At 71.8% G+C, this 24,577-nt stretch carries 19 protein-coding genes; 9 read left to right on the top strand and 10 right to left on the bottom strand.

The genetic code is table 11. The features are described 5' to 3' along the window. Positions 1 to 369 precede the first annotated feature (369 nt). Positions 370 to 1,746: a DNRLRE domain-containing protein gene (locus tag B0E54_RS06275; protein ID WP_234582298.1), complete on the bottom strand. Its 1,377-nt coding sequence runs from the start codon at positions 1,744 to 1,746 to the stop codon at positions 370 to 372. Positions 1,747 to 1,961: 215 nt separating this feature from the next. Here B0E54_RS06275 and B0E54_RS06270 point away from each other — a divergent pair, with 215 nt between their 5' ends. The 4 genes from B0E54_RS06270 (at position 1,962) to B0E54_RS06255 (ending at position 7,210) form a co-directional block, all read left to right on the top strand. Beyond that, a complete protein-coding gene (locus B0E54_RS06270; protein WP_255786533.1) occupies positions 1,962 to 3,248 on the top strand; it encodes an MFS transporter in 1,287 nt (428 codons plus the stop codon). Next, positions 3,245 to 4,231 carry a hypothetical protein gene (locus B0E54_RS06265; protein ID WP_234582297.1) on the top strand — a complete coding sequence of 329 codons (987 nt, stop codon included), beginning with the start codon at positions 3,245 to 3,247 and terminating at the stop codon, positions 4,229 to 4,231. Before B0E54_RS06270 ends, B0E54_RS06265 begins: the two co-directional genes overlap by 4 nt. A gap of 123 nt (positions 4,232 to 4,354) precedes the next feature. Further along, on the top strand, positions 4,355 to 5,881 hold the full coding sequence (locus B0E54_RS06260) for an alkaline phosphatase (protein WP_234582296.1): 1,527 nt from the start codon (positions 4,355 to 4,357) through the stop codon (positions 5,879 to 5,881). 12 nt (positions 5,882 to 5,893) lie between these two features. Then, positions 5,894 to 7,210, top strand: a complete 1,317-nt coding sequence (locus tag B0E54_RS06255; protein WP_234582295.1) for a hypothetical protein — start codon at positions 5,894 to 5,896, stop codon at positions 7,208 to 7,210. A gap of 15 nt (positions 7,211 to 7,225) precedes the next feature. Here B0E54_RS06255 and B0E54_RS06250 read toward each other — a convergent pair whose 3' ends face one another. The 3 genes from B0E54_RS06250 to B0E54_RS06240 all read right to left on the bottom strand — a co-directional run bounded on the left by B0E54_RS06250 (position 7,226) and on the right by B0E54_RS06240 (position 11,927). After that, positions 7,226 to 8,164, bottom strand: coding sequence for an ABC transporter ATP-binding protein (locus B0E54_RS06250; protein ID WP_234582294.1), 939 nt, complete (start codon positions 8,162 to 8,164; stop codon positions 7,226 to 7,228). Next, positions 8,161 to 11,199: an FtsX-like permease family protein gene (locus B0E54_RS06245; RefSeq protein ID WP_234582293.1), complete on the bottom strand. Its 3,039-nt coding sequence runs from the start codon at positions 11,197 to 11,199 to the stop codon at positions 8,161 to 8,163. Before B0E54_RS06245 ends, B0E54_RS06250 begins: the two co-directional genes overlap by 4 nt. Before the next feature lie 80 nt (positions 11,200 to 11,279). Then, the gene (locus tag B0E54_RS06240; protein ID WP_234582292.1) at positions 11,280 to 11,927 is read right to left on the bottom strand and encodes an ABC transporter ATP-binding protein; all 648 of its coding nucleotides are present in this window, start codon (positions 11,925 to 11,927) and stop codon (positions 11,280 to 11,282) included. 274 nt (positions 11,928 to 12,201) lie between these two features. Here B0E54_RS06240 and B0E54_RS06235 point away from each other — a divergent pair, with 274 nt between their 5' ends. Together B0E54_RS06235 and B0E54_RS06230 are read left to right on the top strand one after the other, a co-directional pair. Further along, on the top strand, positions 12,202 to 13,368 hold the full coding sequence (locus B0E54_RS06235; RefSeq protein WP_234582291.1) for a peptidoglycan DD-metalloendopeptidase family protein: 1,167 nt from the start codon (positions 12,202 to 12,204) through the stop codon (positions 13,366 to 13,368). A 63-nt stretch (positions 13,369 to 13,431) separates the two neighbouring features. Beyond that, positions 13,432 to 14,793 carry an N-acetylmuramoyl-L-alanine amidase gene (locus B0E54_RS06230; RefSeq protein ID WP_234582290.1) on the top strand — a complete coding sequence of 454 codons (1,362 nt, stop codon included), beginning with the start codon at positions 13,432 to 13,434 and terminating at the stop codon, positions 14,791 to 14,793. 17 nt (positions 14,794 to 14,810) lie between these two features. On the opposite strand, the gene B0E54_RS06225 is transcribed toward B0E54_RS06230, so the two are convergent. Both B0E54_RS06225 and B0E54_RS06220 read right to left on the bottom strand, forming a co-directional pair. Next, complete coding sequence (locus B0E54_RS06225) at positions 14,811 to 15,389, bottom strand: TetR/AcrR family transcriptional regulator (RefSeq protein ID WP_234582289.1); 579 nt, start codon at positions 15,387 to 15,389, stop codon at positions 14,811 to 14,813. A 45-nt stretch (positions 15,390 to 15,434) separates the two neighbouring features. Beyond that, complete coding sequence (locus tag B0E54_RS06220; RefSeq protein WP_234582288.1) at positions 15,435 to 16,100, bottom strand: hypothetical protein; 666 nt, start codon at positions 16,098 to 16,100, stop codon at positions 15,435 to 15,437. An 89-nt stretch (positions 16,101 to 16,189) separates the two neighbouring features. Here B0E54_RS06220 and B0E54_RS06215 point away from each other — a divergent pair, with 89 nt between their 5' ends. The 3 genes from B0E54_RS06215 (at position 16,190) to B0E54_RS06205 (ending at position 20,347) form a co-directional block, all read left to right on the top strand. After that, positions 16,190 to 16,876 carry a M23 family metallopeptidase gene (locus B0E54_RS06215; RefSeq protein WP_374109248.1) on the top strand — a complete coding sequence of 229 codons (687 nt, stop codon included), beginning with the start codon at positions 16,190 to 16,192 and terminating at the stop codon, positions 16,874 to 16,876. 73 nt (positions 16,877 to 16,949) lie between these two features. Next, positions 16,950 to 17,180, top strand: coding sequence for a DUF2188 domain-containing protein (locus B0E54_RS06210; RefSeq protein WP_234582287.1), 231 nt, complete (start codon positions 16,950 to 16,952; stop codon positions 17,178 to 17,180). Positions 17,181 to 17,365: 185 nt separating this feature from the next. Further along, on the top strand, positions 17,366 to 20,347 hold the full coding sequence (locus tag B0E54_RS06205) for a fibronectin type III domain-containing protein (protein WP_234582286.1): 2,982 nt from the start codon (positions 17,366 to 17,368) through the stop codon (positions 20,345 to 20,347). A gap of 102 nt (positions 20,348 to 20,449) precedes the next feature. On the opposite strand, the gene B0E54_RS06200 is transcribed toward B0E54_RS06205, so the two are convergent. The 4 genes from B0E54_RS06200 to B0E54_RS06185 form a co-directional block, all read right to left on the bottom strand. Next, positions 20,450 to 21,322 (bottom strand): DUF916 domain-containing protein, encoded by an 873-nt coding sequence (locus tag B0E54_RS06200; protein ID WP_234582285.1) that lies wholly within the window; start codon positions 21,320 to 21,322, stop codon positions 20,450 to 20,452. Positions 21,323 to 21,449: 127 nt separating this feature from the next. Next, positions 21,450 to 21,995, bottom strand: a complete 546-nt coding sequence (locus B0E54_RS06195) for a hypothetical protein (protein WP_234582284.1) — start codon at positions 21,993 to 21,995, stop codon at positions 21,450 to 21,452. A gap of 126 nt (positions 21,996 to 22,121) precedes the next feature. Then, positions 22,122 to 23,144: a DUF4331 family protein gene (locus tag B0E54_RS06190; protein ID WP_234582283.1), complete on the bottom strand. Its 1,023-nt coding sequence runs from the start codon at positions 23,142 to 23,144 to the stop codon at positions 22,122 to 22,124. Between the two features lie 169 nt (positions 23,145 to 23,313). Continuing rightward, on the bottom strand, positions 23,314 to 24,570 hold the full coding sequence (locus tag B0E54_RS06185; RefSeq protein ID WP_234582282.1) for a glycoside hydrolase family 16 protein: 1,257 nt from the start codon (positions 24,568 to 24,570) through the stop codon (positions 23,314 to 23,316). Between the last annotated feature and the right edge of the window lie 7 nt (positions 24,571 to 24,577).

Raw genomic sequence — 24,577 nt, 5'->3', positions numbered from 1 at the left:
CTCGACAGCGCGGCAGGTCGCCGTGCCGTTGTGCCGATCAGCGCCGCAGGCCGCGGCGCCGAGTTGCTGCCGTGCTGCCGGGCCGCCGTGCTGCCGGGCCGCCGTGCTGCCGTGCTGCCGTGCTGCCGGACCGTCCAGCGCCGCCGTGCCACCGGGCGACCGTGCTGCCGTGCCGCCGGCCCGCCGTGCCGAGTTGCCGCTTTGTGGCAGCGATGAGCTGCCGCGCAGTGCCGCGCAGTGCCGCGCAGTGCTGCGGGGTGCTGCGGGCATTGCGTGGGGGAGGTGCGGGTGTTGCGGGTGCCGCACTGTCGCGCGTCGCTGCGAGGGGTGATCCCGCCGCACCGCTGCCGGTGCGGCGGGACCACTCGGTCAGTGGCAGGCGCCGGTGCCGCTGTCGTTGTAGGTCTGACCGGCGACCGGCACGAACTGCCAGTCGTAGCTGCCGGAGTGCAGGGTGAACTTCAGGACCCCGAACGCCGAGCTGTTGCGGGCCTCGCTGTTGGGCTGGATGGTGCCGAAGCCGTAGTGGTCGGCGCCGCCCATCCCGGCCACGAAGCTGCGCATCCCGCGGCTGGCGTCGTAGCCACCGGACGGGTTCATCGGGCCGAACCGCTCGTACACGTGGTTGTGGCCCCAGACCACGACGTCGGCGTTGTAGTCGTAGAGCGCCTGGTACAGCGGGCGCGTCGAGGTCGACGGCGCGTGGTTGGAGCTGGACGTGAACAGCGGGTGATGCCAGTACGCCAACGTGCACGGCTTGCTGCTGGCCGCCAGGTCGGCACGCAGCCACTGCTCCTGCGTCGACCCGGCCGACATGCTGATGTTCGAGTTCAGCGACACGATGTGCCAGTTGCCGAGGTCGAAGGAGTAGTACCCGCGGCCGCTCGGGCCGGCGGACGTGCCGAAGTAGTTGTAGTAGCCGGTCGCGCCGGACGTGTTGTAGTCGTGGTTTCCCGGTGACGGGCGGGTGCGCGCCTTGTGCCGGCCCCAGGTGGGCTCGTAGTAGCTGGCGAACTGGGACGCGGTGCCACTGTCGTAGACGTTGTCGCCGGTCGTGAAGACGGTGCCGGAGATGCCGTCGAGCAGCGCGGCCGTGGCGGTGTCACCGGAGCCGGAGGTGGCGATGTCACCGGCCCCGACGAGGACCGGATCGCCTGACGGAGGTGTCGTGGTGCCCGTCGTGACCACCAGCTGCGGAGCGTCGCCTCCACTCTCGCGCGTGTCGTAGTAGGCGCCGTCGCCGCTGGTCGAGGTCGCGCCGAAGCTGAAGGTGCCGTTGCCGGTGACCGCGGAGGTGACGTCGACCTCGTACCAGGTGTTGCCGGCGACCGCGCCGAGCGACCCGAGGGTGGCGCCGTCGATCGTCGGCTGGTTGCTCCAGGTCGTGCCGGTCTCCGACCAGGTGGTGTTGGACATCGTCCGGAACGTGCCGCCGGCGTCGCTACCGCTGTTGCCGCTGATCGTGCGCAGCCGCAGCTTGGCGCTGGTCACCGTGCCGCTGACACCGCTCACCGTGAAGCGCAGGAACATCCGCCGTGCGGGTGAGTTGTCGACCACGACCTGCGTGGACGTGCCGTAGTTGGTGGACGCCGTGTCGCTCTGGACGTAGGTGTCGGCGACCGGCGTGAACGTCACGCTCGCCGCGGAGGCCGTGCCCGAGCCGGTCAGGACGACGGCGGCGGTGGCGGCGACGAGCACCGCGACAGTCCCGATCGTGACCGGTGGGCGGGCGATTCGAATGTCCATCCAGGACCCCTTCGTTGCGGGTGGAAAGCGCAAGGAATGTAGGAAGGTCGATGAACCGGCGGACTGCCGCCAGGTGAACAGTACGCTCAAGCAGCGAAACATCTCGATGTTTGTCCGATGTTCACCCGCCGCATGCCTGTCCGCCCCTCGCGGTCCCTTGTGACGCCCCCGATCGGATCGTCACGATGGCTGACCGTCGCCCACGATCAGAGGAGATGCACGTGTACCTGTCGTCCGTCTCCCGGCCGGTCAGCGACCCGCCCGACGCCGGGCCACGACGCCGCCGGCTCGCGCTGGTCAGCGGCAACGTGGTCGCGCTCGGCACGGTCAGCCTGATCACCGACATCTCGGCCGAGATGGTGGCCGCCGTCCTCCCGCTCTACCTGGTGCTGGGCCTGCAACTCAGCCCGGTGGCCTTCGGCGTGCTCGACGGGGTCCACACGGGCGCCACCGCGCTGCTGCGGGTCGTCGGCGGCTTCGTCGCCGACCGGTTCCGCCGACGCAAACTGGTCGCCGGCGTCGGCTACGCGCTCTCCGCCGTCGCCAAGCTCGGCCTGCTGCTCGCCGGCCGGTCGGTGCCGGCGATCGGCGCCGTCATCACCGTCGACCGGCTCGGCAAGGGTGTGCGCAGCGCGCCCCGCGACGCGCTCATCACGCTCTCCACCCCGCCCGAGGCACTGGGCCGTGCGTTCGGGGTGCACCGGGCGATGGACAGCGTCGGGGCGTTCCTCGGGCCGCTCGCCGCGTTCGCCGTCCTGCTGGTCGTCGGGCAGTCGTACGACGCGGTCTTCGTCACCAGCTTCTGCCTCGCCGCCCTGGCCGTCGTCGTACTCGTGCTGTTCGTCCGGGAGCGACCGACCGGCACGGCGGCCGACGGGCCGGACGAACCCCGGGTCTCGGTCCGCGAGGCGTTCGGCCTGCTGCGCAGCCGGCCCACCCGTCGGCTGCTGCTGGCCGCGACGATGCTCGGCCTGGCCACCATCGGCGACGGCTTCGTCTACCTGGTGCTCCAGCGCCGGGAGGACCTTGGTCTGCGGTGGTTCCCGCTGCTGGCCGTGGGCACCAGCCTGGCCTACCTGGTGCTCGCCGCGCCGCTCGGTGTGCTCGCCGACCGGATCGGGCGGTTGCCGGTGGTGGTGGGCGGCTACGTGGCCCTCGGCGCGACCTACCTGCTGCTGTCCGGGCCGGCGCACGGCTGGCCGGCGCTCGCGCTGACACTCGCGCTGTACGGCGCGTTCTACGCGGCCACCGACGGCGTCCTCATCGCGCTCGCCGGACCGGTGCTGCCACCACGGCTGCGGACCACCGGGATCGCCCTGGTCCAGACCGGGCAGGCGCTGGCGTACCTCGTCTCGTCGGTCCTGTTCGGGCTGGCCTGGCAGGCGTGGGGGCCGCAGACGGCGGTCCGGGTGGCGGCGGTGGCAGTCGTCGGCGTCCTGGTCGTCACCGTCCTTCTGCTGGCCTCCCCGTTCCGCCCCGCTCCTCGGAAGGTGTCCCCATGAGCGCGATGTCGACCCGGGCCAAGCTCGGGGTGGTGGCCGCCAGCGCGGTCCTGTTGGCCAGCGTGGCGGCCGGCTACGCCGCCATCGCCGCCGAGCCGGCCCGGACCCCACCGCCGGCCGCCGCCGGGGACCAGGCTGTCACCCTGGCGCCGGGACCGCGCCTCCTGGCCATCACCGACCGGTACGTCTCCAGCGTCGCGACCGCCGATCCCGCCGGGCCGCGTACCGTCTCGGGTCTGGAATGCCTGCGGGTGTACGCGGCGGCCGGCACCGGCGTCTGCCTGCGGCCCGAGACCGCATGGTCGTACCAGGTCGTGGTGCTCGACGCGGCGCTGCACCAGAAGCGGACGCTCAGCGTGCCCGGCCTGCCCAACCGGGCCCGGGTCTCGGCCTCCGGCCGGATGGTCTCCTGGACGACGTTCGTCGGGGGCGACTCCTACACGGCGAGTGGCTTCTCCACCCGCACCGGCATCCTCGACACCGTCACCGGCGCCACCGTGACGTCGCTGGAGGAGTTCGCGATCACGCGGGACGGCCGCGGCTACCGCAGCCCCGACGTCAACTACTGGGGCGTCACCTTCACCGCCGACGACAACCACTTCTACGCGACAATGGCCACCGGCGGTGAGCGGTATCTGGTGCGCGGCGACGTGGCCGCCCGGACCGTCGAGACGATGCGGACGAACGTGGAGTGTCCGTCGCTGTCGCCCGACGGCACCCGGATCGCCTTCAAGGAGGCGATCGACGCCGACCCGACGAAGGGCTGGCGGCTGTCCGTCCTCGACCTGGCGTCCGGACGGGTCACCGCGACGGCGGAGACCACGAGCGTCGACGATCAGGCGGCCTGGCTCGACGACGCCACATTGGCCTACACACTGCGCCAGAGCGACGGTCGCCCCGACGTGTTCAGCGTCCCGGCCGACGGGTCCGGTACGCCGAGGCTGCTCATCCCCGGCGCCGAGTCGCCGTCGCCGCTGACCTGACGGCCCGGCCGCGAACCTCGGGCGGCCAGGACACCTGACCGCCATGCCGCGGTAAACGTTCCGTCACCTTGGCTTCCACGCCACAGCCTTCGCCATTCATCGACGGCCCCGAGGGTATTGACCATGACAGGGCTGAGCCGTCGCATCATCGTCCTCAGTGGACTCGCTGCCGTCGCCGCCGCGTTGACACCCGGGCAGGGTGCCCGCGCCGCGGTGCCGTACCCCTTCAAACTCGGTGTGGCGTCAGGCGACCCGGCCCCCGACAGCGTGGTCCTGTGGACCCGGCTGGCACCCTCGCCGCTCAACGCCGACGGGCAGGGCGGCATGGCCAACGCCGACGTGACTGTCGAGTGGCAGGTGTCCACGACGGACCGCTTCTCGTCACTTGTCGCGTCCGGATCGGTGGTCGCCCGCTACGCCGACGCCCACTCGGTGCACGTCGTCGCGGGCGGCCTCGCCGCCGACTCCGACTACCACTACCGGTTCCGGGCCCAGGGGCAGATCTCCCCGGTGGGACGTACGCGAACGGCGCCCGCCCCGGGCACCTTCGGCCGCGACCTGGTCATGGCGTTCGCGTCCTGCGCCCACTACGAGGCCGGCTACTACACCGCCTACCGGCGGATGGCCGAGGAGAACCCGGGTCTGATCCTGCACCTCGGCGACTACATCTACGAGGGCGGCGTCAACACCGCCGCGGTACGCCAGCACGTCGGCGCGGAGATCGTGTCGCTGGCCGACTACCGCCGCCGGTACGCCCTCTACAAGTCCGACCCGGACCTGCAGGCGGCGCACGCTGCCGCGCCCTGGCTCGTCGTGCCGGACGACCACGAGGTGGAGAACAACTACGCGAACATGGTCCGCGCCGACAGCAGCCCGACGCTGACCGAGGCCCAGTGGACCGCCCGGCGCACCGCCGCGTACCGGGCCTACTACGAGAACATGCCGCTGCGGCCGGCCTCCGCGCCGAGCGGCAACAGCATCCCGCTCTACCGACGGGTCCGCTGGGGGCAGCTCGCCACCTTCCACATGCTCGACACCCGGCAGTTCCGCGACGACCAGGCCTGCGGTGACGGCTGGAAGGTCTGCGCGGACGCCGACCTGACCTCCCGGTCGCTGACCGGCGCGACCCAGGAAGCGTGGCTGCTCGACGGGCTGGCCCAGCACTACGGCACCTGGGACATCCTCGGCCAGCAGGTGTTCTTCGCCCGCCAGTTCGAGGCGAGCGGGGCCGCGAGCATGGACGCCTGGGACGGCTACCGGGCCTCCCGCAGCCGCATCCAGACCGGCTGGCAGCAGCGTGGGGTGCGCAACCCGCTCGTCCTCACCGGGGACGTGCACAGGTCCTGGGCCAACGAGCTGAAGGCCGACTACGCCAACCCGTCGTCGGCCACGATCGGCGCCGAACTGGTCTGCACGTCGATCACCTCGACCGGCAACGGCACCGGCAGCACGACCATCCCGAACGCGGCCACCAACCCGCACCTGAAGTTCTACTCCGACCGGCGCGGCTACGTCCGTACCACGATCGGTCGCAGCCAGGTCCGCGCGGACTTCCGGGCGGTCAACACGGTGACCGAGCACGACGCGCCCGCGTCGACGGTGCGCTCGTTCGTCATCCTCGACGGCCAGCCCGGCCTGCAGGCCGGGTAGAAGGAGCACCCCATGACCGCACTCACGACGCTGCTCGCCGCGTCCCTGCTGGCCCCGACCGTCGTGGCGCCCGCCCCGACCGCCATGACCGCCGAGGCGATCACCTGGACCACCGCCAACAGCGTGGCGACCGGCGACCAGGACCTGCCCGCCATCGCCATGAACCGCAACGGTCAGGTCGCGGTCGCCTGGGAGGACGACCGGGACAGCACCGCCCCCGAGGACGACACCCACAGCGAGATCTACGTGCGCCTGTTCCGCGACGGCACACCCGGCTACGAGCTGAAGCTCTCCACCGGCGGCACCAGCGGGGCCGCCTGGCGGCACATCAGCCCGGACGTCGGCATCGACGACCGGGGCAACGCCGTGGTCGTCTGGGCCGCCGACGGTGACGGCAACGGCGTCTACAACATCCAGTACCGGGTGGTGTCACCTGCCGGTGCGATCCTCGGCTCGGGGCAGGCCAACGCCAGCGACGCCGGGCAGCAGATCTGGCCGAAGGTGGCCCTCGACCCCGATGGCGCCCCCACCACCGCCGGCGTCGGCTTCACAGTCGTCTGGGAGGACGTGCAGGGCACCGCTGGAGCCACAGTCAAGGCCGCCGGCTTCACCGCCGCCACCACCAGGGCGTACGAGGTGACGGCCTCGCAGACGACCGGCTCGCACCATCGCCCCGACGTGGCGGTGTCCGCATCCGGCGAGGCGCTGGTGGTGTGGGACGAGGACGCCGACGCCAACGGCTCGTACAACATCGGGTTGACCCGGCTGGCCCGGTCGAACGGCGCGGTGGTGCTGTCCCGGCGCACGGCCAACGCCCAGAGCGGCGGGCAGCAGCAGCGGGCGTCGGTCGCGGCGACGTTCGCCGGTGACTTCACCGTCGGCTGGGAGTCGGACCACACCGGCACCCGGGGCGTGTGGGCGCGCTCGTTCACCGCTGCCGGCGCCGCCCGTCACGGCGAGGTCCAGGTGTCCACCGGGACCGGGGCCGTCGCCCCCGGAGTGGGCATCGACGACGAGGACGACGTGGTGGTGGGCTGGACGGTGTCCGGCGCCAACCCGGACGTTTGGGCGCGCGGCCTCAATCCCGACGGCACGTCCACGGGTCGGCTGCCGGCGCAGGCGCTGAGCCAGACCACGACGGGTCGGCAGGAACACCTGGCCGTCGCCGCGTCCCCGTGGGGCGAGGTGAGTCTCTGCTACACGGACGACAACGACGGCAACGCCTTCGACCAGGTGCTCCTCGGTCTCGGGGCGACCAACTCCACCTGGCTGATGACCGCCGACGAGCTGCGTCAGCGCAAGGCGCGGGCCGCCGCCCGGGTGAACTGAGCCGCCCGGGCCTGTTTACCGCGCGTGGTCGGGCTCGCCGCCAGGGCTGGCCACCCCGTCGTCTCCACCGGGGGACGACGGGTTGGCCAGCGCGCGCAGAGTGATCGTCTGGTCGGTGTGGTCGACCTCGAACAACGTCCCGGCCGGGAAGGCAGCCGACGTCTCGGGCGGCAACTGGATCGTGCCGTCACCTGCCACCACGGCGAAGTCCCGGCCGTCACGCCCTTCGGCGCCGACCCGGCCGTCGCGGATGGTGACCGCCCGGCCCAGCCGGGCACCCACCTCGCCGTCGTGGGTCACCACGACCACTGTGGTGCCCCGCTCGGCGTTGACCGTGGCCAGCGCCGCGAGCACGTCGTCGCGACCGGCCACGTCGAGCTGGCTCGTGGGCTCGTCGACCAGGAGCAGGCCGGGCCCGGCGGCGAGCCCCTGCGCCAGAGCGGCCCGCTGGCGCTGCCCGGGGGTCAGGTCGCTCACCCGCCGCGCGCCTGCGCCGGCGAGACCGACCAGTTCCAGGATCGCCTCCGGTGGGTCGAGCCGACGTCCGGCGAGGCGTGCCGCGGGTCGCTGCGCCAACCAGATGTTGCGGGACAGCGACAGGTACGGCAGCAGGTTGCGTTCGGCGCCCTGGAGCACCGTGCCGACAGTTGCCCCGCGCAGGGCGGCCAGGCCCCTGGCCGAGAGTCGGGACAGCTCGTGGTCGCCCACGTGGACCCGCCCTGCGGAGGGTTGCATGAGCCCACCGAGGATCGCCACCAGCGTGGACTTGCCGGAGCCGGACGGGCCCACAAGCGCGAGCATCTCGCCGGCCGCGATGGTCAGGTCCACGCCGGAGAGGGCGACGACGTCGCCGGTGGCGGTGGGGTAGATGTGGATCAGCCGGTGACAGGTGACTGCCACACCCCCGGCCGGCTCGGCGGCGGTCTCCGGAGCGTCCTGCCGCGCGGCGGTCATCGACCGCTCCGGCGGCGCACCGAGGCGGCGACGATCCGGCCGAGCACGAGCGCCGTGAGGGCGAACAGGATGACGGCCGGCACCGCGAACAACAGCAGCCGGCCGACGTCCGGCCACTCGGGTAGCGGGACCGGTGAGCGGCCGTCACTGAACAGACGCTGCCCGCCCCGGGTGAGGGGCCAGATCATCAGGGTGACGAGTGCGCCCGACCCCACCGCGAACACGACAGGCCACCCGTAACCGCCACGCACGGTGCGTGGCGGCAACCCCTGCCGGCGCAGATCCACCAGCATGGCCACCCGGGCGCGGTGGTCGGCGGAGGCCGTCGCCACCATGCCAGCCGCTCCGATCAGCACCCCGGCCAGCGCGGCGAACACGTTGAAGCGCAGGGCCAACGCCGCCCCCTGCCGATCGAAACCCTGTCGTACCTGGGTGATCGTCCGGTCACTCCGCACGACCAGGCCCTGTGCGCGAAGCCGGTCGAGGATGTCCGGGGGAGCCGAACGCGCCAACCAGACCTCCTCGCTGCCGTTCTGACTCGCGACGGCGAGTCGGTCCGCGTACTCCAGGTCGACGATGAGACCGGCCCCACCGAGCCGCGGCAGGCGGTCGACCAGACCGCGAACCCAACCGTTGCTCGGTGTCCCGTCGACACCGTCGTACGGGTGAAGGCCGCCGAGCATCGTCCCCTTCGACCGGGTCAGGTAGCCGGGCAGCGGGAACGGCGAATCGAGCACAGCGACACCGGCCGGCCTCGCCCGCCGGCCTTCGCTGACATCGAGGACCAACGCGGCTTTCGCTCCGCTCGCGACGCTGAGCGACGTGTCATCCGTATCGAGCAGCCGCCACCGTTGCAGATCGGCGAACTGTGCGCCGGTCAGCACGACCGACTCGCCCCGGCCGTCGGCGTCGGCCGTGCGCAGCTCCTCGAACTGGACCTTGAGCGGTCGTTCCACCACGGGAGCGTCGATTTCGATCTTGACCAGCCGACATTCCTGCGCGCACTCCGGCACCTGGAGGTCGTAGTTGTTCCGGCCGGGCCCGATGTCGGGGCGGGCAAGGACCACCCGGGTGCCGCTGCGTCCGGAGATCGTGATCGCGAGGCGGACTCGATACGCGCCGAAGATCTCGGCGTCGAAGTCGGCGGAGAGCGCCATGATGAGCTGGCGACCTCGCAGCCGCACAGGTGTCCCCGGTGCGGGCGGGTGGATGTCTCGGGCGATGTCCGCCAGGGGCGTGCCGTAGGCCGGATGCGACGCGGCCACCGTCGCCAGTCGACCGGAGTCCACTGCCAACAGCGGTGTACTGGACGCGGCTGACGAACCCGACACCACTGCGGCCATCGCGAATCTGCCCTCGGGATCAACCGCCCGCACGGCGGTCAGCAGGTGTGACCGCGACGTCGCGTCCACCTCGACGACGCGGGGCGCGCCGACCTCGACGACGGCCCGGTCGCGGTAGGCGGCCGAGGCGACCTCACTCGTCGCGACGGTGAAGGCGAGCATCGCGACGGCCACGGTGAGCAGGGCGATCAGGGGCCGGAAGCGTGGTTGCCGGGCCACCTGCACCAGTGCGAGGCCGACAGCCGTCCGGCCGCGCGCGAGCAGCGCCGCACCCACCGCGGCCCCGGCAAGCATCGCGACCCGCGCCAGCAGCACACCTGCGGCGAGCGCTCCGGCGATCGGCGCCACCAGCGCCAGGCCACTGGGCGATCCGCCGGAGCGCAACTGCACCACGGCGGCCACGGCGATGGACACCGCTACGACGTCGCCGATGGTCGCGCGCCACCCCCGTACCCGTGCCGGCACCCGGCGCAGCAGGTCGACGACCGGCGCGGACATCATCCGGGCCTGGGCCAGCAGCACCGCGGCGAGCGCGCCGACGGCGCCGATGGTGGCGAATCCGATGGTGGTCCGGTCCACCGTGACGTCGGCGTGCGCCGGGAGAGTGTGCGCGGCGAGCAGGGTGGCAGCGCCCAGACCGGCCAGGCAGCCGAGGGGGATCGCGACCAGAACGGGTACGGCGTGCTCACCGATCGCCAGTGCCCACAGTCGTCGACGCTGCACGCCGCGGAGCAGGAGGAGGCCCTGCTCCGGTCGCCGCTGGTCCGCCGCCGAACCGACAGCGACGAAGAGGACGAGCCAGCAGAGCAGGACGAGCAGCCCCGCGCCCAGCGCCACGCCGTCGGCCAGTTGCCCGCGTTGCAGGGTGACGCGATCCAGCAGACTGGGCAGGCTGGTGCCGGCTCCGTAACCCGCTCGGCCCCCGTCGCGCTTGAGCACCGCGAGCGTCGCCTGCAGGTCCGCCACCGATCGGCCGTCCAACAACCGCTCGGTGGCGTAGAGATCGGCGGTCGACCGGGACAGGATCACCTCATCGTCAACGAGGGGTGCGGACTCGGCGGTGAAGATGGAGTCCTCGGCGCTACCCGGGATCGGCCCGCTGGGCGAGTCCGCAGCGGGTGGCCGGATGAACTCCGCGCCGAGCCAGAACGGATCCTTCACGTCCAGCGGTTGGTAGACGCCGACCACCCGCACCGGCACCTTGCCGAACGTGAACTGATCCCCGACGGCGACCCCGAGCCGCTCCGCGGTGTGCGTGCTGACCATGACCTCGGGGACCTGACCCCTCGGGATGGCCCGGGGGCAGGCGCCGGTCACGGCGACCCGTTCGCAGATCCCCGCCCGATAGGTCAGGTTCGACGTGACAGTGCCGGCGCGGCCGGCGGCGACACCGCCGCTCTGGGCGCCCAGGACGACGTCGAACCCGGCCGGCGTCAACCCCCGGACCTCGCCGGCGAACACCGACCTGCTGGGATCGCCGGGCATCCCCGGATATTCGACGGGCTCGGCCAGTCGCACCAGGAGTTCGTTCGGCGGCGCGGTGGACAGTTCGTAGCGCCACAGGGCCTGCCCTGCCGCGGCGGTGTAGCTCGGTGCGGCCGCGGCGGCGGCACTCGCGAGCAACGCGAGCAGGAGCACGGCGGTGGCCTGCGCCCGGCGGGCCGCGAGCGCTGCCCAGATGATGGTCAGCATTGACGGCGATGGTATCGGCGAAGCCCTGCCGTCACTGTCCCCTGCGGGTGGACCGAGACCTGCCGGTTACGGAACGTTCCTCAATCGCGGACGATCTCGGCCCTGCCCTCGACGAGGTGAAGCTCCGCCTCGCAGGCGGCGGCCACCTCCGGGTCGTGGGTGGCGAACACGACTGCCGCACCCCGGCGTGCCTCGTCGTGCAGCAGATCCAGCACCCGTTGCCGATTGCCCGCGTCCAGTTCGCTTGTCACCTCGTCGGCCAGCAGCACGCCGCCGCGCAGCGCCAGGCCGCGAGCGATGGCCGTACGCTGCTGCTGGCCGCCGGACAGCTCCTCGACCAGTTGGTCGGCCTGGCCGGAGAGGCCCAGCCGATCCAACATCGCGGCGGTCTGCTGGCGGGCCTCCGGCGCTGCCACGCCGCTGGCGACCAGTGCGACCTGCAGGTTCTCGGTCGCGGTCAGGATCGGGGCCAGACCGTTGTCCTGCGGGACGAGGACGATGCGGTGCGCGACCCCGTGATCGCGGTCGCGGAGCGCCTGCCCGTCGACAGTCACGGTGCCCTCTCGGGGGCGCAGCAGGCCGGCCATCGTGTTGAGCAGGGTGGTCTTGCCGGCACCCGACGAACCGGTCAACGCCAGCACCCGACCCGGACGGACCGTCACCGACACGTCCCGCAGGACGGCGGGCGTGTCGCCGTAGCCGACCGACACCCTGTGCAGAGTCAACATCCGCGCTCGTCCCCTTCCGGTACCGGCGTTCCGCACAGTGCCACGGCCGTCCCGATGGCGCAATCCTCGTCCGCGGGCGGCGCGCGGTCCGGCGGCGGCCGGCGCGGCGGGAATCCAGGGATGTAGAAAACCTTCGATGTGCTCGTTGACTTCGACGATTTGCTACATAACAATCAGCGTCAATATCGACGGTTGTCTCTCGGTTGTCATCCCTGAAGGAGACACCCGCGGCGGAAACCGACGGCCCGGAACCACATCCGAGAGTGAGGCCACGATGAGACACGGTCGACGACTGGTCGGCGGCGCAGCCGCGACCCTGTTGCTGGTCACGAGCCTGATCGGGGCGGCCCCCAGCGCCGTCGCCGCGGCCGTCACCCCCGCGCTCACCGACGCGGTGACCGCCAAGCTGCTCGGTTCCGCCGAGCTGTCCACGGCCGGCGCGCGGCCCGACACGCGGATCACCGTCAGCCGCACCAGCGGCCGGTGGGCGTTCGGCACCGCCGTCGCTCTCGCGCCCCGACAGGAGGACGCCCACCCGACCGGGTCGATCTTCATCGCCCGGTCCGGGGCCGCCGGCTGGCGGATCGCCTTCGACGGCGAGGCCGCCTTCGGTGAACTGGCCGCCGAGTCGCCACTGGTGACCAGCCAGGAGAGGGACGTGCTCACCACCACGCCGACCCCGATGTACGCGGGCGGCGACTACCGGACCGGGATGGCCCTGCCGTTCGGTGTGGGCCAGACGTGGACGCTCACCAGCGGCCCGCACGGCTGGGGCGGAACGGAGTCCCCGTACAGCTCGGTCGACCTGGCCGGCGGCGACCAGGTGGTCCGCGCCGCCCGGGCCGGCACGGCGTACACGATGTGTCAGGGGTGGATCCGGGTCATCCACGACCGGGGCTACTCGACCGACTACTACCACCTGTGGAACAGCATCTCCGTCAACGGCGCCGGCGTCGGCCAGGGCGCCGTGCTGGGCAACACCGGCACCGACGTGACCTGCGGTGGGGCCGCCTACGGCCGGCACGTCCACTTCGGGCTGCGGCAGAACAGCGCGTACGTGCCGATCGCCGGCCACGACATCGGCAAGTGGGTGCTGGCCAGCAGCGGCACCGCGTACCAGGGCGGGGCGCGGCACGGCTCGGCCTATGCCGGTGTCGGCGGTGGCCTCTACAACTACGGTGCGCTCGGCTTCAACCAGGGCGTTGTCGACGCGAACGGCGGTGGGGTGCTGACTCGCCGGGCCGGTCCGGGGACCGGCTACGGCTCGCTCGGCTCGGTGGCCGACGGCGCCACGGTCACCATCTCCTGCTCCGCCAACGGCACCTCGCACACCGGGCGGTACGGCACCACCGCGCTCTGGAACCGGTTGAGCGACGGCAGTTGGGTGTCCGACGCCTACCTGTCCACTGGTGTGAACGGTCCGATCAACGGCTGGTGCTGACGGTTCGACCCCTGCGGTTGGCGGCCCACCGGCCGCCAACCGCAGCTACCGGAAGGAGTGCCCATGTCCGTTCGCACCTCCCACCGAGGCCGGCTCCTGCTCACCCTGACCACCGCCCTGACCAGCGTCGTCGCGGTCGCGTCACCGGCCGCCGCCGACCCCGGCGCGGCGTCGGTCGCCCCGCTGACCGCCGCGTTCGACACCGCCGCCGTGCGGTACGACGTTCCCCGCGACCTGCTGGTGGCCCTCGGGTACGCCGAGTCGCGGCTGGACCCGCGCGCGGGCACGGCGAGCACGTCCGGCGGGTACGGGCTCATGCACCTGGCCGCCAACCGCACCCTGGACGAGGCGGTCACCCTCACCCGACTCGGTCCGGGCGTGCTCCGCACCGAACCCGCGGCGAACGTCCTCGGGGCGGCAGCCGTGCTGCGCTCGTACGCCGATCAGGCCGGCCTCACCGCCACGGCCCGCGACGACGTGAACCTGTGGTACGCGCCGGTCGTCCGGTACGGCGGCGCCAGCGACCCGTCGGTCGCCCGGCTCTACGCGGACACCGTCTACGACCTGCTGCGCGTCGGATTCGCCGCGACGCGCGGCGAGGCGGTGGCCGGCCGGCCGGTCGCGCCGCGTCGGGGCGCCCTGGAGCGGGCCGCGGTGCTCGGCGGGGTCGGCACCCTCAGCACCGACTACGGGCCGGCGGCGTGGGCGCCGGCCAGCACGAGCAACTACACGGTGGCCAGCCGGCCGGGCAGCCACCCCGTCGACCGCGTCGTCATCCACCTGGCGCAGGGCTCGTACGCCGGGACTGTCAGCTGGTTCCAGAACCCGGCCGCCCAGGCCAGCGCGCACTACACGGTCCGATCCTCGGACGGCGCGGTCACCCAGTCGGTGCGGGAGAAGGACATCGCCTGGCACGCCGGCAACTGGACCTACAACACCCAGTCGATCGGGATCGAGCACGAGGGGTACGTCGACAATCCGGCCTGGTTCACCGACGCCATGTACCGCGGGTCGGCCGCGCTGACCCGCAGCCTCACCACCAGGTACGGCATCCCCAGGGACCGGGCGCACATCATCGGCCACGTCGAGGTGCCCGGCGCCACCCACACCGACCCCGGCCCGAACTGGAACTGGACCTACTACCTGCAACTGGTGAACGGGATCACCGGCATCGGCTCGGGCACGGTGACCACCAGCGCGAGCACCCTGAACGTGCGCTCCGGCCCGGGAGCCAGCTATCCGGTCGTCGGCTCGGTCGCCGACGGCGCCACGGTGTCCGTCTACTGCCAGGCCGTCGGCAGCACGGTCACCGGCCCGTACGGCACCACCTCCGTCTGGGACCGGATCGGCACGAACCGCTACGTGTCCGACGCGTACCTGCTCACCGGCTACGACGGGTACATCCCGAACGTGCCGCGTTGTTGAGGTAGCGGCGTCGTCGCTCAGGAGGTGGTCGGTGCGCCGAAGAGCAGGTCCAGGTGGGCGTCCAAGGCGTCCAGGGCCTGCTCGGCGGTGTACTGGCCACCGAGCAGGTACACGCCCAGCCCCTCCATCAGCGCCAGCAGGCCGGCCGCCGCGGCCGCGTCGTTGCTGGGCAGGACGCTGGCGATGAACGCGGCGAGCTGCGCGGTGTCCTCGCGGAGGCTGGCCGCGGCCGACGGTCGCACCGCCGTGTACGCGAGGAACGCGAGCGCCACCCGACCGTCGTCGCGGGTGTGCTCGTCGAGCGGCAGGAGCGCGGCGATCATCGTGCGCAGCAGCAGCCGGGGGGAGGGGTTCTCGCCCAGGCCCGCCACCGCGTCGGCGACCCGGACCTGACTGCGCTCGCGGACCACGCTCAACGCGAACGCCATCATCTCGTCCTTGGTGCGGAAGTAGTGCTGGACCATCCCGGCGGACACGCCCGCCTCGGTGGCCACGTGACGCAGGCTGACCGCCTCCAGGCCCTGATCGGCGGCGACCCGCATCAACGCGTCCGCGATGAGGGTGCGTCGCTGCTGGTGATCGACCTTCCTGGGCATGACCTCGATCGTTTCACAGTGGGTCGTTGGCACACCCCGACGACGCTAGTGGCGGGCGGTGTCGCCCGCGGGTGTGCCCCGGGCGCTGCGCAGCAGTCCGTCGGGGTCGTCGGCGTACAGCCGCAGCTCGTCCATCGGCGCCGACCGGCCCGTGGGCAGGTCGAACGTCGTCGGCCGGCGTAGCAGGACGTCGATGCTCGTCTGGCTGCCGACCGAGAGGTGCAGGACGCGGCGGTCACCCTCCTGCTCGATCTGGACGGACCTGCTGGACGGCAGTGAGCGGTGGCGCTTGCGCAGCGCCTCGACGTCCGTCCAGGGGATCCAGATGTCGATGCCCGAGTTGACCCGCACCCGCAGACCCCTGTCACCCACGACGTGGGGATGGATGGTCATGCCGGCCCAGAGGCCGAGCATCCAGAGCACGCCCCAGACGCCCAGGCCGAGCACGATCCAGCGGGCCGGCCGCCACGGCACCACGTGGGTGACGATCAGGTCGAAGATCGGGATCTCGACCACCGACAGGGCGATGAAGATGCCGAGGATCGGCTTGACCACGCCGAGGTAGCCGAACGGCTCGTCGCCGGGCCCCAACGGCAGTGGACGGCGCCGTGCCCACAGGTAGAGGCTGCGCCACATCGCGGCCTCGGCCACCGCCGCCCGGCGCACCAGCGGTCCCACTCTCGCGCTGGTCGGCGTCCTCGTGCCGGTCATGGTCGCCTCCCGCAATGGTTCCAATGCAAGTGCATTGCAAAGACGATAACGCTTTTACGATTCGACTGCAACGCGAAGCGGGGCCACCCATGGCCGGAGCGTTGCCGGCGTCTGCCATGCTCGGGCCGGTGACGACCGGCCGCCCGACCCCAGCCCGCAGCCACCGCCGCAGCCGCCGAGGGGCGATCCCCGTGCTTCTCGCGCTCGTCGTCGCGGCGGCCGTGGCCGGCGTCGCCGTGGTGGTCGTGCCGCTGCTGCGCCCGGCCGGTCCCCGCCCGCTCTTTCAGATGCCGGTCGCCTGCGGCGAGACGTGGCAGCTCAGCACCTACCCCGGGCACGACGACTTCGACGTCGACCTGTTCCCCATCGAGGGCGAGGCGTGGGGGCGTCCGGTGCTCGCGTCCTACGGCGGCACGGTCACCGTGGCGGGCATCAACGGTTCGCTGGGTGGCCGTACGCCGGAGAATCCGCAAGGCCCACGCGGTCGCGGTGGTGGCTACTGGGTGAAGATCGATCACGGCGGCAAGTGGGAGACGCAGTACCTGCACATGCTCGAACCGCCACTGGTCAAGGTCGGGCAGAAGGTCGCCCAGGGTGAGCAGATCGGAAAGCTCGGCAGCACGGGGGACTCCGGCGCTCCGCACCTGCACTACGAGCAGCGACGCGGCTGGGACAAGGTCGAGACCCACTTCGGCGGCACGCCGTCGGGCATCACCACGGACGAACGCGAACAGATACTCCGGCGGGTGAGCGACAACTGCCCGACCGTCTCCTGAGGACCGCGGTTTACCCGGCACGGCTCGGGGCACTGATCCTGGTGACAGTTCAGACGCAGGGGAGGAGTTGGCGATGGCCAAGGGTGACGTCGACACGTACCAGGAAGACGGGCAGTGGAAGAACCGTCCGGAGGGTAACGACCGGGCCAGCAGCACGCACGACTCCAAGGCCGACGCGCAGGCGCAGGGGCGCGACATGGCAGCCGACCGGGGCGTCGAGCATGTGATCAAGAAGCAGGACGGCACGATCGGTGAGAAGAACACGTACCCGCGCAGCCGCGACCCACGGGAGATCGCGGGCTGACCGCCGCACCGCCTGCGGACCGACCTCTTCGGCTTGACCGAGGAGGTCGGTCCGCTTTGCGCGCGTCGTCCCCAGCTTTATCGCCGTCCACCGCAGGTGGGTGATTTGGGGGGATATAGTCCACTTCGGGGCTGAAGTGAAAGCTGGGAGTGGACATGACGTTTCGGGGTCGGCGGCGTCGTCCCGTGAGCGCTGCGGCTCTGGTGGTCGCCGTCACCGCGGGAACCCTCGCGCTCGCACCGCCTTCCGCGTGGGCGGTCGGGTCGGTCCTGTTCGACCAACCGTTCCACAACAACACCGCGAACGGCATCGGCCCCGTGACGGTGCCGGGCGTCCCCACCCCCACCGCGACCAACACCGCCTGCCTGAGCGCGGCCGGCAACTCGACAAACGGCCCCCTGCTGAGCTGCACCACGTCCACCGACCCGCAGGGCGCGGGCAAGCTGCGCCTCACCCCGGCCACGGCTACCCGCCAGGGCGGGGTGTTCGGCGCGGTGAGCGTGCCCACCTCGCAGGGCCTGCACGTCTCGTTCAACACCTACCAGTACGGCGGCTCCAGCCCGGGAGCGGACGGCATGGCGTTCGCGCTGGCCGCCGTCGATCCGGCCAACCCGCTGTCCCCGGCGGTCATCGGCCAGCCGGGCGGATCCCTCGGCTACTCGGCGGCGTTCAACGGCGCCTCGGTGGGTCTGTCCAACGGCTACCTGGGCGTCGGGCTGGACGTCTTCGGCAACTTCAGCAACAGCCTCTACCAGGGCTCCGGCTGCACGAATCCGCCGTACATCTCCACCACCAACAATCGGGTGCCCGGCCAGGTCGTGATCCGCGGGCCGGGCCGTAACGGTGTCGGCTACTGCGCGATCAACAGCACCGCCACCACCACCTCGTCGCCCCCGCTGACGCTGCGTGCCACCACCCGCGCCGCCTCGGTGGTGCCGGTCGAGGTGGTCGCCAACACGACCTCGTCCCCGTACACGACCGACACCGGGATCACCGTGCCGGCCGGTGAGTACCGGGTGCGGTTCACACCGATCGGAGGATCGGCGCGGACGCTGGCCGGGAGCCTCCCGGTCGTGTCGCCGAGCCTGTACCCGTCACCGACCTGGCTCAACGCCAGCGGCTTTCCCCGGCAACTCGCCTTCGGCTGGGTGGGCTCGACCGGCTCGGTCACCGACTTCCACGAGCTCGACAACGCCCGCGCGGTCACCTTCAACCCGGTGCCGGACCTGAACGTGTCGCAGGCCAGCGCGGTCGGCCCGAGCCCGCAGCCCGGCGATCCCGTCACCTACTCGATCACCGCGGGGGTCGACGCCGGGGCCACCGAGACGGCGCCGATCTCGGTCACCCAGACCGTGCCCACAGGTGTCGTGCCGCGCGGGGCGTTCGGCTCCGGCTGGGTCTGCGGCGCACCATCCGGGCAGACCATCAGCTGCACCAACAGCAACGGTCCGTTCCCCGGCGGGACCTCGCTGCCGCCGATCACAGTTGCCGCGACCGTGACCGGAACCGGGGTGACGCCGGCGCTGATCCAGACCGCCACGGTGGCGACCTCGTCCTCGATCGACGCCAACCCGGGCTACTCCTCCGCCACCACGCCCGTCGCGCCGGCCACCGCACCGAGCGGCGTGACCGTCACCCCGGCGCAGAGTTCGATCGCCGGGGGCATCGCGGTCACCGTCGGCGGAAGCGGCCTCACCGCAGCGACCGCGATCACCATCGGCACGGCCGCCGAACAGCAGGCCGGTACGTCGGTGCTGCTGCTGCCGTGCACGTCCGGCCCGGCCGCCGGCTGCTTCACCGTGAACTCCGACGGCACAATCGGCATCTCCTCCATGCCCGCCCGCTCCAGCGCCGCCACGGTCACCGTCAGCGTCGTCACCCGCGGCTCCGCGGGATCGGCCAGCTACGTCTACGCGTCCGCGCCCGGCACTCCCGCCACACCCACTGCGGTCGCGGGCATCACCAGCGCCACCGTGAGCTGGACCGCGCCGGCGAGCAACGGAAGCCCGATCACGACGTACCTGATCACCCCGATCCGGGACGGCGTCAACCAGCCGACCCTCTCCTTCGACGCCTCCACCACCAGCCGCACCGTGACCGGGCTGACCGCCGGCTCGTCGTACGCCTTCCGCGTGGCGGCGGTGAACGCGTACGGCACCGGCGCGGCCAGTCCGGCCTCGGCGGCGGTCGTCCCGTACACCCTGCCGGGCGCACCGACGATCACCTCGGTCACCGCGGGGACCACCGCGGCCACGCTGAGCTGGACGACCCCGGCCAACGGCGGTTCGCCGATCACCGGTTACACGGTCACGCCGTACCTCAACGGTGTGGCGCAGACGCCGCAGACCTTCACCGGGACCGCCACGACCCAGACCGTCACCGGACTGACCGGCGGCGCGACGTACACCTTCCGGGTGGCCGCGATCAACGCGGCGGGCACCGGCGGGCAGTCGGCAGCGTCCGCGGCGGTGACGGTCAACCCGCCGCCGACGCTGACCTTCGCGCCGCCGCCGCCCGGCAAGGCGTACGTGCCGTACCAGTACCAGCTCACCGTGGCTGGCGGAACGAGCCCCTTCGTCTGGTCGGTGAGCGCCGGGAGCCTGCCCGCCGGGCTGACCCTCGACCCGTTCAGCGGTCTGCTCTCCGGCACGCCCACCGCGTCCGGGACGTTCCCGTTCACGGTGCGGGTGACCGACTCGGACAACCAGTCGGCCACCCGACCTGTCGACCTGGTCATCAACCCGCTCGGCGGGCTCTCCATCAGCGTCCCGGCGATCTCCCCGCTCGGCACCGTCACGTCGGACGCGACAGGCGTCTCGGGGCAGCTCGGCCCGGTGACCGTGAGCGACGACCGCGGTCCCTTCTCCGGACGGTGGGTCAGCGTCGTCTCGACCACGAACTTCACCACGGGGTCCGGCTCGGGTGGCGAGACCATCCCGAGCAGCAGCGTCACGTACGCCTCCGGTGCGGCCCTCGCCACCACCGGCGACGGAACCTTCCTCCCGCAGCCCGGCGCGGTGCTGGACACCCCGCGTACGGCCGCCGGGTGGTCCGGCCGAAGCGGCGACCCGAACTCCGCCACCTGGAACCCGACGCTGCTGGTTGCGCTCCCGCCCGGGCTGGTGGTCGGCGACTACACGGCGGTCGTGACGCACTCGGTCATCTAGCACCGGGCGCCGCCGCCACCAGGGGCCACCGACCTGCGCAACGACGCTGCCCGGCCCTTCCCGAGAGGGAAGGGTCGGGCAGTCGTCGGAGGGTGGGGGACCTCAGGCCAGGCGGGTTCGTTGCCGGCGCACGAGATACCAACCACCGACGGTGATCAGCACCAACAGTGCGATCCCGCCGCCCGCGTACGGCAGCAGGCCGGGCCCCGCGGACGTCGAGACGGCCATCGGCGCCGCGACGGGCAGGACGACCGTCCCGGTCGCGGTGCGTTCCACAGTGCCGCTGGCGAGCTGTGCCCGCACGTCCCAGGTCCCCGCGGGGAGGTCCTGATTGACGTCGATCCGGACCTGGCCGGTCTCGCCGGGCAAGATGGTCACGCCGTTGGTCACCTTGAACGGCCCGGCCCGGACCGCCGCCTTGCTCAGCGTCAGGGTTCCGGTCATGTCCAGGGCGCGGCGACCGGTGTTGGTTACCTGCGCGGTGACCACGGGAAACTTCCCGATACCGGGCTCCGCGGCGAGCGCGCCGATGCGGAAGTCCGTCGGCGGCTCACCGCCCGGGCCGATGTCGAGGTAGACCCGGATGCCCACCCGGTGGATCTGGGTGACATTGCCGGTGCGTTCCTTCGCGCTGGTGACCTGCGCCCAGATCGCGGCGTACCGTTCGCTCTCGGACGCCTTCCTCGGCACGGCGATCTCGACCCCGACCGGCCGGCGTTCGCCCGGGTCCAGCTCCATCCTGGCGGTTTCCAGTCGGATCCAGCCACTGAGCTCGTTGCCCGTGCGGCCGTCGGGCACGGTGAAGGCGTTGTTCTCGATCGACGCCCCGCCGGAGTAGAACTCGATCTTCTGCGTCTCGTCCGAGGTGTTCTGCACCTCGACCCGGCGTTCGATGGTCGTCCCCGGCTTCAGGTGGTCCACGATGTAGACCTGCGCGCGGGGATCCTGCGCCCGACTCGCGGGAATGTCCAGCATGCGAATGCTGATCGCGGCGTCGTCGGCGGGATCCTGTCGGTGCTCCCGCACGGCAGCGGCTGGCGCCGCCGGAACCCCGAGCGCCACGAGGGCGACCGAGGCCAGCAGCGCCAGCCGGCCGAGCGGCTCAGAACACCGAATGTGTCACCGTCCCGGTGTAGACACCCTGGACGGTGCCGACCGGTACGTTCACCACCAGCGTCGGGTTCCAGGTGGCGAAGTTGTTGCCCGTGCCGCCGGTGTGGGTCATCGCCGTCTGCGGGACGTTGATGATCACCTGCTGGGCCGAGGTCGGCTGACCGGGCGTGAAGGTGCCGCCGCCGGCCGTGGCCGTCGCGGGGCCCGACCAGTACTGGACGTTGATGTTCGGGATCGTCTCTCCCGAGGTGCCGCCACCGGTGACGAAGTCGGTGGAGATGACGGTGGCGGTCCAGTTGGGGGTGAGCGACCCCCGCTGGTCCAGCACCGTGACCGGCCCGAGCTGACCTGAGACGCTCGAGCCTTCCACGCCGTGCCCGATGTTCGCCGTCGCGGGCACCGTGATCGAGAGGCCACCGGCGGCGTCGACGGTGAGGGTGACGACCGTTTCGCCGGTCGTGTCGGCGGCGGCCGGCGCTGCGAGAGCGAGGGCGGCGGCGATGCCGGCCACGCCCGCCAGAAGTTTCCTGCGCATCAAGTCTCCTTCGTCCTGAATCGCCCATGGGATGCGGTTCAGAGCGTATCTACGCAAAAACCCCGAAAACCGGCAAAAGCCTCAACATCACCCGGGACACGCCTGTGACCTGGCCTTTTGTCGCGGTCAGGCCGGCACCACGTACGGGAACGTGTCGGCGCGGGCGGCCTTCGTGACCTCGGGCGTGAGGCCCGAGGTGGTGCCGGTGTTGAGGACCAGGGAGAACATCACCTCGGGCGCGTTGTCGGCCATGGTGCGGCCGTTGTGGACCGCGAAGCCGTAGTTGGCTGCCGTGCCGACCGTGTACGACAGCACATCGGGGTAGAGCACCCGGGCGACGCTCCAGCCGTACGCCTGCGGGTCCGGCGCGGTGCCGTTCGCGGCGACGACCCCGGCGACGGCCTTGGCGATCTCCTCCCCGTCCTCGGACAGGTCCTGGCTGGGGTGCCGGACGTTCGCCGGGTCGGAGAAGTCGGTGTCGTGGGGCCAGAAGACGGGCCACATCATGGGGTGGCCCGCACGGTTGATCTGCCGCCATCCGCCCGCGTCGGTGGCCAGCAGGGTCCGGCACCAGACGCCGATCTCGGTGCCCTCGCGCAGCAGCGGCTCGTCGTGCGAGACCTCCAGGACTATCGACTCGACGGTGGTGCCGGCGAAGCTGTTCTTGGCCTGGTCCGCCCGCCACGCCGAGCGGTCCACCCGTGCGCCGTTCTTGACCGCGCCGTTGATCGTGGCGAGCTCGTCGAGGTCGATGTAGAACGGGTCGGTGATCCGGCCCGCCCAGATCCGGACGCGCTGCCCGGTCGTCACCTCGCCGGTCCTGCCCTGGGCGATGGGGGTTCCCATGGCGGCGTCGTCGCGGGCGTCCGCGCCGGTGAGTTCGTACAGCTCCAGGGTCTGCGTGGCGTTGCCGTCCGGCTCGCCGAAGGCGAATCGGTAGGTCAGCTCCTCCATGTCGGAGCCGTTGAAGTGAATCTTGAACTCGTAGCGGGCCTCGGCGTGGAAGCCGCGCTTGATGTCGGCCCTGGTCACCGAGCTGTTGACGTCCATGATGAACACGGTGGCGCGGTCGCCATTGAAGACGAACAGGTCGTCGATGTAGAGCTGGCCGCCCTGGGCGGCGAGGGGGGTGTCAAGGTGGTGCGACATGGGCTCACTCCCGTAACGGCTATATTCGGATTAAAACGAACATAGCGGGCGGGATGCGGCTGCCCGGTCCATCGACCGAATCAGGCCGGGCTGGTGAACGCTGCTGTCGCACGCGGCGGTGGGCCGTCCGGAGCGGTTCCCGGACGACCCACCGCTGGTGCCGGCCTCGTCAGAAGCGGGACCACTTCTGGTTGGCCGCGCCGAGGCAGTCCCACAGGTGCAGCTTGCCGCCGTTGTTGGGGTTGGCCTCCCGCACGTCCACGCACTTGTTGGCGCTGAGATTGACCAGGTCGCCCGCGCCGTTGAGCGTGAAGCGCTGGGCCGGATTGCCGTTGCAGCTGACCAGGTTGACCTCGGTGCCGTTGGCGGTGCCGGCCCAGGCCGGGTCCATGCACTTGCCCATCGCGCGGACGGTGCCGTCGGAGGCGAACGTCCACGCCTGCGCCGCGGTCGTGTTGCAGTCCCAGATCTGCAGCTTGGCCCCCTCGACCGGGTTGGCGCTCGGGATGTCGATGCAGCGCCCGCTCTGCGCCCCCCTGATCCGGGTGGTGCCGGGCGCCGGGTCGCCGCCGCCGGAGGTGTAGCTCGACACCCGGACGTAGTCGACGAGCATCTGCTGCGGGAACTGCGTGGAGCCGTCCGGGTAGCCGGGCCAGTTACCGCCGACCGCCACGTTGAGGATCATGAAGAACGGGTGGTCGAACACCCACCGGTTCCCGCCGAGCCGGGCGGGATCGACCCGGTGGTACTGCACCCCGTCCAGGTACCAGGTGATCGCGTTCGGCTCCCAGTCCACCCGGTAGTCGTGGAAGCCGTCGGCGAGCGGGCTGCCGATCGTCCGGCTGCCGGTGATGCCGCCGCTGCCGGAGTAGCCGGGCCCGTGCACCGTGCCGTAGACGGTGTTCGGCTCCCGGCCGATGTTCTCCATGACGTCGATCTCGCCGGCGTCGGGCCACCCGCCGCCGGTGCCGAGCATCCAGAACGCCGGCCAGATGCCCTGGCCGCGCGGAATCTTGATGCGGGCCTCGAAGCGGCCGTACGTCTGGGTGAAGGTCGCCGCGCTCAGCAGCCGGGCCGAGGTGTACTCGCAGCGACCGTAGTGGCACTGGTAGTTGGCCGGGTTCTCCCGGCGGGCGGTGATGACGAGGTTGCCCTGGCCGTCGTGCACCGCGTTGCTGGTGCTGTTGGTGTAGTACTGCCGCTCGTTGTTGCCCCAGCCGCCACCGCCGATGTCGAAGCGCCATCTGCTCTGGTCGACAGGTGTGCCGGCGGGGGCGTTGAACTCGTCCTGCCAGGTGATCGGGCCGATGGCGGCCTCGGCCCGGTCGGACTGCCCCGGGAGGGTGAGGGAGGCGAGGGTGGTGACGAGGGCGACCGCCGCGAGGGCGAGGGGCCGCAGGCGGGGTGCGGGACGGGTTGTGAACACGGGAGGC

Origin of the sequence: Micromonospora sp. MH99, assembly GCF_021442385.1 — a bacterium.
GTDB lineage: Bacteria > Actinomycetota > Actinomycetes > Mycobacteriales > Micromonosporaceae > Micromonospora.
This window is presented reverse-complemented; position numbering and strand designations above follow the sequence as displayed.

Excerpts from the sequence above, each read along its gene's own strand:
- B0E54_RS06225 (WP_234582289.1), bottom strand. The coding sequence starts at position 15,389 with ATGCCCAGGAAGGTCGATCACCAGCAGCGACGCACCCTCATCGCGGAC.
- B0E54_RS06250 (WP_234582294.1), bottom strand. The coding sequence starts at position 8,164 with ATGACCGCCGCGCGGCAGGACGCTCCGGAGACCGCCGCCGAGCCGGCC.
- B0E54_RS06200 (WP_234582285.1), bottom strand. The coding sequence starts at position 21,322 with ATGCTGGACATTCCCGCGAGTCGGGCGCAGGATCCCCGCGCGCAGGTC.
- B0E54_RS06245 (WP_234582293.1), bottom strand. The coding sequence starts at position 11,199 with ATGCTGACCATCATCTGGGCAGCGCTCGCGGCCCGCCGGGCGCAGGCC.
- B0E54_RS06220 (WP_234582288.1), bottom strand. The coding sequence starts at position 16,100 with ATGACCGGCACGAGGACGCCGACCAGCGCGAGAGTGGGACCGCTGGTG.
- B0E54_RS06230 (WP_234582290.1), top strand. The coding sequence starts at position 13,432 with ATGTCCGTTCGCACCTCCCACCGAGGCCGGCTCCTGCTCACCCTGACC.
- B0E54_RS06235 (WP_234582291.1), top strand. The coding sequence starts at position 12,202 with ATGAGACACGGTCGACGACTGGTCGGCGGCGCAGCCGCGACCCTGTTG.
- B0E54_RS06255 (WP_234582295.1), top strand. The coding sequence starts at position 5,894 with ATGACCGCACTCACGACGCTGCTCGCCGCGTCCCTGCTGGCCCCGACC.
- B0E54_RS06275 (WP_234582298.1), bottom strand. The coding sequence starts at position 1,746 with ATGGACATTCGAATCGCCCGCCCACCGGTCACGATCGGGACTGTCGCG.
- B0E54_RS06240 (WP_234582292.1), bottom strand. The coding sequence starts at position 11,927 with ATGTTGACTCTGCACAGGGTGTCGGTCGGCTACGGCGACACGCCCGCC.
- B0E54_RS06260 (WP_234582296.1), top strand. The coding sequence starts at position 4,355 with ATGACAGGGCTGAGCCGTCGCATCATCGTCCTCAGTGGACTCGCTGCC.
- B0E54_RS06195 (WP_234582284.1), bottom strand. The coding sequence starts at position 21,995 with ATGCGCAGGAAACTTCTGGCGGGCGTGGCCGGCATCGCCGCCGCCCTC.
- B0E54_RS06215 (WP_374109248.1), top strand. The coding sequence starts at position 16,190 with ATGGCCGGAGCGTTGCCGGCGTCTGCCATGCTCGGGCCGGTGACGACC.
- B0E54_RS06190 (WP_234582283.1), bottom strand. The coding sequence starts at position 23,144 with ATGTCGCACCACCTTGACACCCCCCTCGCCGCCCAGGGCGGCCAGCTC.
- B0E54_RS06210 (WP_234582287.1), top strand. The coding sequence starts at position 16,950 with ATGGCCAAGGGTGACGTCGACACGTACCAGGAAGACGGGCAGTGGAAG.
- B0E54_RS06265 (WP_234582297.1), top strand. The coding sequence starts at position 3,245 with ATGAGCGCGATGTCGACCCGGGCCAAGCTCGGGGTGGTGGCCGCCAGC.
- B0E54_RS06270 (WP_255786533.1), top strand. The coding sequence starts at position 1,962 with ATGCACGTGTACCTGTCGTCCGTCTCCCGGCCGGTCAGCGACCCGCCC.